The following is a 12,324-nucleotide window of genomic DNA, read 5'->3' as shown; positions in this document are numbered from 1 at the left end:
AGATAATTAGAAAAGACAGTGTCAGGTGATACTCAGTGGGGCATAAAAACTTCTTCCATTTCTTCCAGCGTCTTGCCCTTCGTTTCGCGCACGTTGCGCAGCACGAACACAAACCCAATCAGGCATATACCGGCGTAGAGCCAGAAAGGGCCATACGTACCCAATGTTTCGGCGAGGATGGGGAAGGTGAAAACGAGGATGAAATACGACCCCCACAAAGCCAGAATCGCTACCGAAGACGCCAATCCGCGCACCCGGTTCGGAAAAATTTCGGAAATAAGTACCCAGGTTACGGGAGCCAGCGAGGTGGCGTAGGTGGCGATGGCCAGCAGCACAAAGATGGATAATAATCCTGCCGACGCTCCGGTTTGTAACAGCGTCGCAATGATGACGTACAGAACGCTCAGACCAATCGACCCAAACAGCATCAGCGGCTTGCGGCCCAGCTTATCGACCTGCCACATGGCCACGACCGTGAAGACTAAGTTGACGACGCCAATGGCTACCGTCTCGAACAGTTGCCGGTCTAAGTTTGCCCCCACGGTCTCGAAAATGGTAGAGGTGTAATTAAACACAACGTTGATGCCGCACAACTGCTGAAACACCGCCAGCCCGATACCGACGAAAACCGCCGTCCGGATGCCCGGTGCCAGCAACTCCGACAGGGCTACCTTCGTTTTATTTTCCGCTGACATATGAACATCGGCTACCGTCTTTTCGGCAAACATGCTACCACCAATACGTTGCAGAATGGCCGTTCCCCGCTCAGTCATCCCGTGCTGAATCAGCCAGCGGGGGCTTTCGGGCAACCAGACAACGCCGACCAGAAACAAAACCGACGGTATGGCGCCCAGTCCGAACATCAGCCGCCAGGCATTGGGACCGTTGTCGGCCAGGCCGTAGTTGACTAAGTTGGTAATCAGGATGCCAATGACGATGGTTAACTGGTTGATAGCCACGTTGCGCCCCCGGATTTCGGCGGGCGATACCTCGGCAATGTACATCGGACTCAGCATGGAGGCCATACCTACGCCAATGCCCGCCACAAACCGGGCCACCATAAACAGTGTCAGCGAACCGGACAGGGCCATTCCGATGGACGAAACAGCAAAAATGCCAGCCGCTACCATCAGGGCGGGGCGTCGTCCGTAGCGGTCAGCGAGTCGGCCTGCTATAACGCATCCCGCCATGCACCCCAACGCCAGCGTCCCCGTCAGAAAACCCTCCCACCAGGCCGTCAGCCCGAACACATCCCGCAGCAACGGCAGCGCTCCGGCAATGACGGCAAAGTCGAATCCGAAGAGGTAACCGCCCAACGCCGAAATGAAGGAGATGCCGAGGGAATAAGTAGTACTGACGTGCGCGTTGTTCATGTCGAATTTTTAACTATTCGGTTATAGAGTTGCAAAAATATCAGTTTGTATTCGGTCGATACATAGTCATTCTTACGGAAAAGTTGGACGAAATAACGGAATGCGTCAGGGTAGGGAGGATGAATACAAGCCTGTTTTTATAAAAGGTCATCTTTCAGGCTGCTGATACAGGTTGTCCGGGCAGGCACTACACGGACGTTGTTATCGTGATGCTCAGGCGTTGGTGGTTGTCTGGTGAAATAAACGGCCATACAGTAAATACCGCAGGCCAATTCGGTCTGTTTAGGCCGATTGCCCCGATTGGTCGGGTCTGTTCTATCCCCATTCTAAAAATCTTCACTAGCTTTGCCTTATGGCTAACTATAAAAATGAGGGTTACGACCCCGAAGAAATAAGTGCCCTCAAAGACGAATGTCAGCAGGAGGGCAAATCGTTCGTTTTTGTAGAGGACGATGATTTGGACGTGCTGGAAGAGGGCGAATGTGCTCATATTCAGTTTCCTGGTAAGTATCAGGGCGATGAGGTCATCTTCGATGCGCTGGTATATACACTTCGACTGCACCACAGCAGTTTAGTGTATGAGATGGCCCTTGAACAGGTACGTAAAACCTACCCCGAATACGTACCACCCGAAGACCGTAAGCCCAACTATAAAATTACGCCGGAACTGGAAGAAGAAGCAGAAACGGCCCTGACCGAGATTATCGACGAGATCGAGGAGACCGAAACGGTAAAAGTGCAGGAACATGTTGACGTGGATATGGAGTCCGATTACGGCATTGCCCTGGATGTTTGCCTGAACGTGGACGAAGTAACCGACGAAGTCATTGAAGATTTCATCAAACATTTCACCAGCAATACCTTATCCCTCGATACTACCCTCTATTCGTTCACCAACGAGGAGGAGAATTAAAGAGTGAAAGAGTGAATGAGCGAAAGACTGACTAAGCAAACAAGTATTCAAAACGTCCTTTCGCTCATTCACTCTCTCACTCTTTCACTCTTTGATACTATGCAAAGTCCCGATTCGCTTAACCAGGTGGCGGAATTTCACCGCACCTTTCACGCCCCTGTTTTAGAAACCCCACAAATTCCGTCCGAAGCCCGCTGCAACCTGCGCGTATCGTTGCTGACCGAGGAACTGGACGAACTCCGCGAAGCCATCGCCGACGGTGATATTGTCGCCGTGGCCGACGCGCTCTGCGATTTGCAGTATGTACTGTCTGGGGCGGTGCTGGAGTTTGGTCTGGGCGATGCGTTCAAGGCATTGTTCGATGAAGTGCAGCGCTCCAACATGAGCAAAGCCTGCGGAACGGTAGCCGAAGCCGAAGCTACCGTGGCCGAATACCGGGCCAAAGGCGTTCCCTGCCACTTCATTGAGTCGGACGGTAAATTTCTGGTGTACCGCGATGCCGACCACAAGACGCTCAAAAGTGTGAACTACTCCCCGGCCGATCTGGAAGGAATAGTACATTCATAGTCATTGATCGGTCATTCATTAGCACTAAGTGATCATTCTGTTGGCATTAATGGTCATTTCCCGCTTTCTACTATGGTTGCCCATTTCTGGTCGCCCAACAATCATTAATGACAATCCAAAGACCACCTATGACTATCCAATGACAACGAATGACCACCTATAACTACCTAATGACTACCAACTAACCATGAATAACTATACATATACCGCCGTTGACCGCTTCCTGCGCTACGTGCAGATTGATACCCAATCCGACCCGCAGTCGAAAACGAACCCAAGTACCGAAAAGCAGAAAGACCTCAGCCGGGTGTTGTTGCAGGAATTGCTCGATATGGGTCTTGCCGATGCCGAACTCGACGAGTGGGGCTACGTGTACGCGACTATTCTGGCCAACACCGATAAGACGGACGTACCCACTATCTGCTTCTGTTCGCACGTCGATACCTCGCCCGACGTGACGGGGGCGGGTGTGAAACCCATCATCCATCAAAACTGGAGTGGTTCGGACATCACGTTGCCGGATGACGCAACCCAGGTTATCCGCGTAGCCGACCACCCTGATTTGCAAAACCAGCTGGGCAACGACATTATCACGGCCAGTGGTACTACGCTACTGGGGGCCGACAACAAAGCGGGTCTGGCCGAAATTATGGACGCGGCTAACTACTTACTGACGCATCCTGAACTGAAACACGGCCGAATTCGATTGCTGTTTACTCCCGATGAAGAAATAGGACGCGGTACTGAAAAGGTGGATATTCAGAAACTCGGTGCCGATTTTGGCTATACTATCGACGGTGAGTCGCTGGGTACGCTGGAAGATGAAACGTTCTCGGCCGACGCCGTTAAAATCACCATTCAGGGCGTGAGTACGCATCCCGGTTTTGCCAAGGGTAAACTCGAAAATGCCCTGAAAATTGCCGCCGACCTGCTGGCGACGTTGCCAAAAACATCCCTCTCGCCCGAAACAACGGAAGCAAAGGAAGGTTTCGTTCACCCAACCCGGATGGAAGGCAATCAGGACCAGGCATTGCTGGAGTTCATTATCCGCGACTTTACGGAAGTGGGCCTGCAGGAGAAAGAAACCTATCTGCAAAATCAACTGAACGATGTGTTGGTCAACTACCCCGGCTCTTCGGCGGAGTTGGTCGTGAAAGAGCAGTATCGCAACATGAAAGATGTACTGGACCAGCATCCGGCCGTTGTCGATAATGCCCTCGAAGCCATTCACCGGGCGGGGCTATCTGCCAATCGACGGAGTATCCGGGGTGGTACCGACGGGTCCCGGTTGTCGTTCATGGGGCTGCCCTGTCCCAATATCTTTGCGGGCGAACACGCGTTTCACTCCCGGCTGGAGTGGGTATCGGTGCAGGATATGCACCGCGCTGTCGATGTAATCGTGAACGTGGCGCAGGTCTGGGAAGAGCGGGCGTGAGTACGGCCCGCATCGCCGTTGATTTTGGCTTAGTCGTGCTGATCTGGCTTGTGCAATTAATTATTTACCCTGGTTTTCAGTATTATAGCCCCGCCGAACTCGCCATCTGGCATCCGAAATATTCAAACCTGGTAACGGTTATTGTCGGGCCGCTGATGCTGGGACAGGTGATACTGGTCGGGTGGTCGGTACTGAATCGGGTTTCGTGGCTCACGGTGGTATCGGCCGTGCTGGTCGGATTGATGTGGGCTGCAACGGCTTTTCAGGCCGTACCGATTCACAATGCCATTGCCACTGGTGATGCCACGCCCGAAACGCTCCATAGACTGGTAAGCTTCAACTGGCTACGAACCATCGGCTGGACCCTAGTTTTTTTGCTGGGCGTAGCGGAACGAATTCTGGCCCGGTAATCCGGGGTGAGCCATGCCCGTTACGTCGGACACAGCCACCGAAATGCCGCCAGCACCTGGTAAACCGGCTCAAATCATACGTTGAGCCGTCTCAATTTATTTTAGGTCGATTGAGTGATATTGATGACACCACCTTTGGGACAGATTTTAACCACCCGAAGGTATGTCCCATCTTTTCACATTTGCGGGGTTGCTGCTGGTCATGGCTCCCGCGCCGATCCTTGGCCGGCAGACTCCCCCCGCCGATACACTGCCCGACCGGCAGCTTCAAACCGTGACGGTTCGCGCCCCGAAACTACTGATTCGTACCGAGGTCGATAAGACCGTACTGAACGTAGCCGATGATGCTACGGCACAGGGGAAAACGGCCTACGAACTGCTTCAACAGGCGCCCGGCGTAGCTATCGACCCGAACGATAACATCCGTATGGCAGGAAAACAGGGAGCAATGGTTCTCATCAACGGAAAACCAACGAACCTCTCGGCGGCCGACTTGGCCAATCTGCTCCGGGCCACCCCCGCCAGCACGATTGATAAAGTGGAACTGATAACCAACCCATCGGCCCGGTACGATGCCCAGGGCGGAGCCGGGATTATCAATATCAAATTCCGGCGCGACAAAACCCTTGGCCTCACGGGTAATGCGTCGGGCGGGTATGGGCAGAGTGACCACCACCGCGCGAACATGGCCGCTGACCTGAACTACCGGGCCAAACGGCTGAATCTGTTCGGTAGCGTAGCCCTGAGTGATAATTTCCAGCTTACCAATGTACGGTACGACCGCAGTACAAACGCCGGGCGGTTTTTGCAGCGCGGCTACGACTCCGACGGAACCCGGGCAGTGGTGTACAAGGCAGGAGTCGATTATCTGTTGGGAACACGACACACAGTCGGCCTGCTTGTGTCGGGAAATACCGGGCAGAATCGCTTTGGTACGGTTACGACCACCGATATTCTGACCAGTCCACCCCAGACTGTTGCCGATACAGTTATTCTCAATCGGGTCGATAATCCATCGCGAAACAACCGCATCAACGCAGCCCTCAATTACCGCTACGCTGATACGACGGGACTGGAATTAAACGTCAATGCCGACTTTACGGGCTTTGGCAACACGTCACCAAACACCATCACGAGCGATTACATTGGGAGGGCAGAACAACCGCTTTTCACCCGCCGGACCCGCTTCGACGCAACGACGGACATCACTATTCTAACCCTCAAAAGCGATGTTGTGAAGGAGTGGAAAGCGCACACCCGTTCCGACGCTTCGGTCAAACTCGAAACCGGCCTGAAACATACCGATGTGCAGACCAACAATAACCTGCTGGCGTTCTCGGGCGTGCCCGAACAGCCGGACCTGAACCGGACCAACCGCTTTATTTATCGGGAACGGGTCAGCGCGGCCTATGTTTCCCTGAATCGGTCGGTGGGTAAGTGGTCGGTGCAGGGTGGTCTCCGGGCTGAGTATTCGGCTGTTCAGGGACAGTCGACGGATTTGCTGAACAACCGCATCAAGAAGCCCGACAGTATGTATCTGAACCTGTTTCCAACGGCCTTTTTGCAGTATCAGGTGACGTCCAAAAGTCAGCTGGGCCTGAACTACGGTCGCCGGATTGGACGGCCCAACTACCAGGATTTGAACCCGTTCGTTTATCAGATTGACCCTTATACAAGTCAGCGGGGCAACCCATTTTTACGGCCCACCTACACCCAAAATGCCGAATTGAGTTATACCTATAAATATGCCACTACCCTGAAACTGGCCCTCAGTCGCACCAACGATTACGCTACGGACATCATCCGGCAGGATGGATTGGCTGCTTACCAGACGGTAGCGAATGTGGGTCGGGTCGATGCGCTGAACCTGTCAATCAGTACGCCGTATCAGTTTACCAGTTGGTGGAGTAGCTACGCGTATGCCGGTGCTACCTGGAACTGGTTCGTGGGCCGTTTTCCCCCCATCGAGCCGTTCGACCAGCGGGCGTTTGCTTTCGAAGGCTATATGCAGCACTCCTTCAGGCTTTCTCCGCTATGGCTGGTGCAGGTGTCGGGTTTCTGGAACGCGCCTACCACCCAGACCATTTACCGCATTGGCGGACTGGGGGCGCTGAACCTGAGTGTGCAGAAAAAGGTGTGGCAGGACCGTGGTAAAATCACCTTCACCGTCGACGATGTGCTGAACACCATGCGCTGGCAGCAAGCCGGAAACGCCGGAAACCAGCAGTTCGATATCTACCGCAAGTGGGAGAGTCGCCGGGTTAGTGTTCGGTTCAGTTATCGGTTTGGCAACCAAAACGTAAAAGCTGTCCGTGACCGCGAAACCGGTACCGATGCCAGCCGCATCAAAACCAAAGGAAATTTGTAAACGAGCGTGATTGAATGAAAAACGAACCGTAAAGCGTGATTTGAGTCCTGTCTATTCTTTTTGAGTCGAAACCAGCCTGTCATATGCGCGATGTTTGCATCAGCTAATAACAAAAAATACAACTACCATGAACCCCAACCGATTCCTGCTTGTCCTGCTTCTTGCCAGCTTATGTATCAGTGCTGGTTCTGCCCAGAAAATCACGCCTGCCGAACCGGTTAGCCGCATTACGTTTATGCTTAAAAATACGCTTGGTTACCACCGGATGTTCCGGGTAGAAGGGCCGGGTATTGCCTACGACTTCACGATGGGTCGACGCGAAACGGTACCATGCCATTGGCCCGTCGGCTCCCGGCTATATTTCAGTCGGGATGGGGAAACTACTTCGGGACTTATTTTGACCGTAACGGCTGCTGATGAAGGTAAAACGCTGGGAACCGATACTGGTTTGAAAGAAACAGACGCGCCTGCATCCGCGCCTACTACTGTTGCGCCGGTAGCCAAACGGACTGTTGCCGTTCGGCTGCACAACACCAGTTGGTTGCCCAGAAAAGTGGCTCTTATCAGCTACGAACCGGGCGAAATTGGCAACAGTACCAATATATTTGTGATGAACCCCAAAGGCACCCGGTCAGTACGGTTTTCGGTTGGCACGAAGTTGTACATTGCTGATGATAAACAGGTCGACGTAGTTATGAGCGGCAAACGAATAGATAGCGATAAGCCATTTTTGACTATGAAGGCTGGGGATAACGGTCAGGTGTTTGATATAAAATAACTTCTGTGTTTTGACTATCCCTGTCTTTCTGCTACAATGACTTTCTATTTTTCGGCCTATTCAACGCCTTTACTGTTCGGATTTGTGCAGGCCTGGGTTTATGCCATTCTGCTTTGGGTGCGTGGCAGTCGGGAGGAACGGCTGTCTGACCAATTGCTGGGCTGGGTGCTGGTGGCTCTGGCATTCGAAATTTGGATATACATGCTGGGCTTTGGCGGCATCGAGATTTTTTGGCAACGGCTGGAGTTTTTTCCGCGTACGCTGACCTTCCTGTTGCCACCCCTGGTTTATTTTTATCTGCGGGCGCAGTGTGATGCTGGTTTCCGGTTTCGGCTCCGTGATGCCTGGCACTTTCTCCCGTTTGTGGTCGATACACTCTATCATGTGCTGGTATTTGCGCAGGGGCCAGCCTTTGTACATCAGTGGGAGAAAGCCGTACATAACCGGGGCATCGACTGGCTTGAATACGTGGGGGCTGAGGGGCAGCAGTTTTTGTACCTATACTGGTCGTTTCAACTTTACCGGGCGTATCGGGTATGGACCAAAACGCAGTTCTCTGATACAGAAACCATCAGTTTTCGCTGGTTTCGTAATTTTCTGATTGCCCTGACTATCACAATAGCAGCTAATCTGTTCATGACGGTTATTGACATATGGCTAAATCTGGATTTCTGGCAGGACTGGTGGGGGAATCTGGTTACGGTCGTGTTGATTTACTACGTTAGTATTCAAGGCTATGCGCAGGTTCAGTCGGGTCGTCAACTGACGTTTTCGATGTCCGTTCCACCGCTACCCGTAGCGGATTTCCCGTTAGTGCCCGTCGTAGCGGAGCCGGAATTGGAAGTTAATGCCAGCGTAGCTGTCCGGCCACCCGTGAAGGAGCCGTTGGGCATACCGGACGAGTTACGACCGCTTCGTGACCGGTTGCTGGTATACATGACAACCGACAAACCCTACCTCGAACCCGAACTTTCGCTGGCTAATCTGGCCCGGCGGTTACACACCAACCCGGTGGTGCTGTCGCAGGTAATCAATACGGGGGCGGGCAAAAACTTCAATGATTTCGTCAATCAATACCGGGTGGATGAATTTAAGCGGCAGGTGCGCAACCCGGCCAATGCCCACCTGAGTTTTCTGGGCCTTGCCCTGGATTGTGGGTTCAACTCGAAAGCGACGTTTAACCGGGCTTTTCGGAAGTTCACGGGGCAGTCGCCGGGGGAGTTTCTGGCCGGTGCGGAGTGATTTTTGACTGCTGATGCCAGTTGTGGCTGTACTGTAAGCTACACAGCATCCCGTTTTTTAAGAACTGACGGGCAATCTGTTCAGATTGAGCCGGCCGGCAGTTCGGAAACCGACGCGCTACCCCAGGCACCGCCCCCCCCGAACGCCAGATTTTTAGGGCGCAACGAGTTTGGATTAGCTACAATGCCCGCCCGGACCAACAGAACGAGTAGCAGAACGGCAACGTATTTCATAGCTTTGCGGGGTAACTTTCCGTGAAGATGGGTAAAAAGAAACCAAAATTTTACGTCGTCTGGCAAGGCCGGAAACCGGGTGTGTATGACTCCTGGGACGATGCCAAAGCGCAGACCGATGGGTTTGCCAAACCGTTGTTCAAATCGTTTGACAGCAAGCCGGAGGCCCTGAAAGCCTTCAAAGACAAGCCACACCAGCACGTTGGTCAAGGGGCGAAACCCACGGCCAAACAGGGGAAACTCGACGGGCTGGTCGGGTTGCCCATACAGGATAGCCTCGTGGTGGATGCCGCCTGGAACACCGCTTCGGGCGATATGGAGTATCAGGGTATTTATCTTGGTACGCGGCAGCGGCTATTTCTGAAAGGACCTTATTGCGATGGTACCAACAACATTGGCGAGTTTCTGGCCATCGTTCACGCCCTGGCCCTGTTGCATCAGAAGGGCAGCAACATTCCCGTGTATTCCGATTCCCGGACGGCTATTGGCTGGGTGAAGAAGAAAAAAGCGAATACCAAACTTGAAGAAACGCCCCGCAACACCGAACTCTTCGACCTCCTCGACCGGGCCGAAACCTGGCTTCAGACCCACAAATTCGCCAACCCTATTTTAAAATGGGAAACCACCGTCTGGGGCGAAAATCCGGCGGATTTCGGGCGCAAGTAGGTGCAAATTAATTTCCAACGCTCACCTATTAAAGAATGTAAAGTTGAGCGTTATAGGTGGGAATGCTCGTACACTTAATAGTTACCGCAATTGTGAGATGACCGCCGAAATAATCAATCATTTAGGATTTCAGTTCGATGACTCCTTCGATGTGCAAGGACGACTTTCCATTGCAGACCTGTTTCCTAAATCGAAAAGTCGTTGCGGAATTTACCTACTTAACTTCTCCGACGAAACTTTCTATATCGGGCAAGCTATAGATGTAGCGAAGCGATTCGCTCAACACAGAAAGAACTATGACAACATTGTACGCTTTTGGTTTCAGTCAGTAGTAAAAGGCCAACTGAATGAAGTTGAGCAAAGACTAATTGAAGAAGCAGAGTTAAACGGTGTATTGCTGACTAACAAAACATATGTGTCGAATATTATTGGGGAGACTGACCTTGATTTAGTTATCCCGCCGAAAGAGCAAAAAGATTGGCTTGAAAATGATATACAGATTTCAAACTACGGTTATGACCTATATTCATCTGTTGAGATAAAACATAAAATCAAATACAGACAAAACTTCGATAGACTGAAGCAAGTCAGTAATTACGCACAAATCAGACGGATTTTGAATCTATATATCAGAAATTGTCTACCTGCATTTAAGAAAACAGAACTGTCTTTTTGGTCATTAAGCTGTATGCCTTCAACAAACAGCGGCACGTATCCAAGGTATTTCTGCATGAATGTGAACGCAATGGAAGTGTTTGTTTTAGGCTATGAACGCAAGACAAAAGAGTCGTTCGCTTTCATCGTCTTAACCAACTTTTTCTTTGACAGCTGTGATGAATTTGACAGGCTTCGTGCTAAATTTAAAACCTTAGAAGCAGAAAGGACTGGATACAGAGCTGCAGGAGTAGACCAAATTCGCTTCCATTTTTCAGATTTGGACGAACTCGAAAGAATCCTATCGACCGAGCCTGAAATTATAAACTCAATCAGAAAACTCAACTTACGACTAATGCGTAAGGGTGGAACCATTTATTCGCCGTTTCATTGCTTTGACCTGGCGAATAACGTTCTGACGCAAGATGACTAATGATATCAAGCAACTGTGGTGTTTGTGAAATTTTGAAGCGACTGAACGTAGCCTTGTAGCAGGAGTGACAATTGACATCGTTTATGGTGAGACTCAATCAATGATGTAAAAAAATAGTCTGAAACCTCGCAGACGTTATTAATCAATAAGCCATGCGTTTACAACTGATACCTGCTGAATTGCTGCCGCAATACCTTTCGAACGTACCGGGGGGATTGCAACAGGCATTCAATGTGTTGCAGGATGCTGAATTGTCTACCCCCAATTTCAGTTTTTACACATCGGTAGCTTCCGTGTTCAGCAGCAAAATTGAAGGCGAAGCGATTGAGTTAGATAGTTACATTAAGCACAAAAGGGATGGCATTACTTTTCAGCCCGACTATACCAAAAAGATTGATGACCTCTATGATGCTTACCTTTTTGCTCAGGCAAATAAACTGAACGAAGAAAACGTTAAGGAAGTCCACAAACTATTGAGTCGGCACCTGTTGGCTACTGCCTGGATGGGCCGGTACCGTACCCAACACATGTATGTAGCTACTGATGACGGACGCATTGAGTACGTCGCTGCTTTGCCCGAACGGGTACCTGGTGAAATGGGAGAGTTTTTTAAGGACCTGAAGCTATTGCTGGCTAAAAAAATGTCGTTTGAAGAAGTTTTCTTTCACGCAGCTCTGATCCATTTAGTCTTCGTGAAAATTCACCCCTGGAATGACGGAAATGGTCGAAGTGCCCGATTGATTGAAAAGTGGTTTCTAGCCGAAAAACTGGGCACTAACGCCTGGTTCATACAGAGTGAGAAGATGTACTATCAGCAACACCAGTTGTATTACCGAAATATCAGGCTGTTGGGGTTGGAATACGATGAACTGGATTATAAAAAAGCGTTGCCTTTTAGTTTAATGCTGGCTAATTCGATGTTTTCAAACTAGTGGTACTGATGTCTGCGTAGGTGCAAGATCAATAGCATTTACAATTACATACTGATGTTACGCAGCCTTGGCCAATAGAGTAGATTGACTTTTGAGGCTGTTGAGTTCCTGCAAAGCCAACTTAGTTGCATTTAGCGTCAGCAATTTCTTTAAAGCAAAATGATTTTTTGATGTGGACAGCCGTAAGGCTTCCCACTTAACAAAGGCCAGCATCACCAAAAACAAATGGTTGCTTTGACTACGAACCGTGTGCGCCGGGGATGCCCCGTAGCCCGTGTTCGACTTGATGGATTTGTGAAATTCCTCGACCTTCCAACGGC

12 protein-coding genes and 1 pseudogene are annotated in these 12,324 nt (G+C 50.9%); 10 read left to right on the top strand and 3 right to left on the bottom strand.

Annotated elements, in window-relative coordinates:
* Positions 1 to 32: 32 nt before the first annotated feature.
* Entirely contained in the window at positions 33 to 1,373 is a 1,341-nt protein-coding gene (locus tag B157_RS0108615) for a sugar porter family MFS transporter (RefSeq protein WP_020602944.1), read from the bottom strand.
* A gap of 352 nt (positions 1,374 to 1,725) precedes the next feature.
* Between B157_RS0108615 and B157_RS0108610 the strand changes: the two genes are divergently transcribed.
* The 7 genes from B157_RS0108610 to B157_RS0108580 all read left to right on the top strand — a co-directional run bounded on the left by B157_RS0108610 (position 1,726) and on the right by B157_RS0108580 (position 9,086).
* Positions 1,726 to 2,286: a hypothetical protein gene (locus tag B157_RS0108610; RefSeq protein ID WP_020602943.1), complete on the top strand. Its 561-nt coding sequence runs from the start codon at positions 1,726 to 1,728 to the stop codon at positions 2,284 to 2,286.
* Between the two features lie 99 nt (positions 2,287 to 2,385).
* Positions 2,386 to 2,853, top strand: a complete 468-nt coding sequence (locus tag B157_RS0108605; protein WP_020602942.1) for a pyrophosphohydrolase domain-containing protein — start codon at positions 2,386 to 2,388, stop codon at positions 2,851 to 2,853.
* Between the two features lie 187 nt (positions 2,854 to 3,040).
* Positions 3,041 to 4,288: a peptidase T gene (gene pepT, locus B157_RS0108600; protein ID WP_020602941.1), complete on the top strand. Its 1,248-nt coding sequence runs from the start codon at positions 3,041 to 3,043 to the stop codon at positions 4,286 to 4,288.
* Complete coding sequence (locus tag B157_RS0108595; RefSeq protein WP_020602940.1) at positions 4,285 to 4,698, top strand: hypothetical protein; 414 nt, start codon at positions 4,285 to 4,287, stop codon at positions 4,696 to 4,698. The genes pepT and B157_RS0108595 overlap by 4 nt, the downstream gene beginning before the upstream one ends.
* A 163-nt stretch (positions 4,699 to 4,861) precedes the next feature.
* On the top strand, positions 4,862 to 7,066 hold the full coding sequence (locus B157_RS0108590) for an outer membrane beta-barrel family protein (RefSeq protein ID WP_020602939.1): 2,205 nt from the start codon (positions 4,862 to 4,864) through the stop codon (positions 7,064 to 7,066).
* Positions 7,067 to 7,193: 127 nt separating this feature from the next.
* Positions 7,194 to 7,844 (top strand): hypothetical protein, encoded by a 651-nt coding sequence (locus B157_RS0108585; protein WP_020602938.1) that lies wholly within the window; start codon positions 7,194 to 7,196, stop codon positions 7,842 to 7,844.
* Positions 7,845 to 7,880: 36 nt separating this feature from the next.
* Complete coding sequence (locus tag B157_RS0108580) at positions 7,881 to 9,086, top strand: helix-turn-helix domain-containing protein (protein ID WP_020602937.1); 1,206 nt, start codon at positions 7,881 to 7,883, stop codon at positions 9,084 to 9,086.
* Positions 9,087 to 9,166: 80 nt separating this feature from the next.
* Here B157_RS0108580 and B157_RS38135 read toward each other — a convergent pair whose 3' ends face one another.
* A complete protein-coding gene (locus B157_RS38135) occupies positions 9,167 to 9,319 on the bottom strand; it encodes a hypothetical protein (protein ID WP_020602936.1) in 153 nt (50 codons plus the stop codon).
* Between the two features lie 27 nt (positions 9,320 to 9,346).
* Here B157_RS38135 and B157_RS0108570 point away from each other — a divergent pair, with 27 nt between their 5' ends.
* The 3 genes from B157_RS0108570 (at position 9,347) to B157_RS0108560 (ending at position 12,004) form a co-directional block, all read left to right on the top strand.
* Positions 9,347 to 9,985, top strand: a complete 639-nt coding sequence (locus B157_RS0108570; RefSeq protein WP_020602935.1) for a ribonuclease H1 domain-containing protein — start codon at positions 9,347 to 9,349, stop codon at positions 9,983 to 9,985.
* A 97-nt stretch (positions 9,986 to 10,082) separates the two neighbouring features.
* A complete protein-coding gene (locus B157_RS0108565) occupies positions 10,083 to 11,072 on the top strand; it encodes a GIY-YIG nuclease family protein (RefSeq protein ID WP_020602934.1) in 990 nt (329 codons plus the stop codon).
* 152 nt (positions 11,073 to 11,224) lie between these two features.
* On the top strand, positions 11,225 to 12,004 hold the full coding sequence (locus B157_RS0108560) for a Fic family protein (RefSeq protein WP_020602933.1): 780 nt from the start codon (positions 11,225 to 11,227) through the stop codon (positions 12,002 to 12,004).
* 57 nt (positions 12,005 to 12,061) lie between these two features.
* On the opposite strand, the pseudogene B157_RS38920 reads toward B157_RS0108560, so the two are convergent.
* Positions 12,062 to 12,324 (bottom strand): annotated as a pseudogene (locus tag B157_RS38920) (IS701 family transposase); the annotation flags it as partial.

It is taken from the genome of Spirosoma spitsbergense DSM 19989 (assembly GCF_000374085.1).
In the GTDB taxonomy this organism is placed as follows: Bacteria; Bacteroidota; Bacteroidia; order Cytophagales; family Spirosomataceae; genus Spirosoma; species Spirosoma spitsbergense.
The sequence above is the reverse complement of the archived record's forward strand: the minus strand, read 5'-3'. Positions and strand labels throughout refer to the sequence as shown.

Coding starts and splice junctions, on each gene's coding strand:
- B157_RS0108615 (WP_020602944.1), bottom strand. CDS start 1,373: ATGAACAACGCGCACGTCAGTACTACTTATTCCCTCGGCATCTCCTTC.
- B157_RS0108610 (WP_020602943.1), top strand. CDS start 1,726: ATGGCTAACTATAAAAATGAGGGTTACGACCCCGAAGAAATAAGTGCC.
- B157_RS0108605 (WP_020602942.1), top strand. CDS start 2,386: ATGCAAAGTCCCGATTCGCTTAACCAGGTGGCGGAATTTCACCGCACC.
- pepT (WP_020602941.1), top strand. CDS start 3,041: ATGAATAACTATACATATACCGCCGTTGACCGCTTCCTGCGCTACGTG.
- B157_RS0108590 (WP_020602939.1), top strand. CDS start 4,862: ATGTCCCATCTTTTCACATTTGCGGGGTTGCTGCTGGTCATGGCTCCC.
- B157_RS0108585 (WP_020602938.1), top strand. CDS start 7,194: ATGAACCCCAACCGATTCCTGCTTGTCCTGCTTCTTGCCAGCTTATGT.
- B157_RS0108580 (WP_020602937.1), top strand. CDS start 7,881: ATGACTTTCTATTTTTCGGCCTATTCAACGCCTTTACTGTTCGGATTT.
- B157_RS38135 (WP_020602936.1), bottom strand. CDS start 9,319: ATGAAATACGTTGCCGTTCTGCTACTCGTTCTGTTGGTCCGGGCGGGC.
- B157_RS0108570 (WP_020602935.1), top strand. CDS start 9,347: ATGGGTAAAAAGAAACCAAAATTTTACGTCGTCTGGCAAGGCCGGAAA.
- B157_RS0108565 (WP_020602934.1), top strand. CDS start 10,083: ATGACCGCCGAAATAATCAATCATTTAGGATTTCAGTTCGATGACTCC.
- B157_RS0108560 (WP_020602933.1), top strand. CDS start 11,225: ATGCGTTTACAACTGATACCTGCTGAATTGCTGCCGCAATACCTTTCG.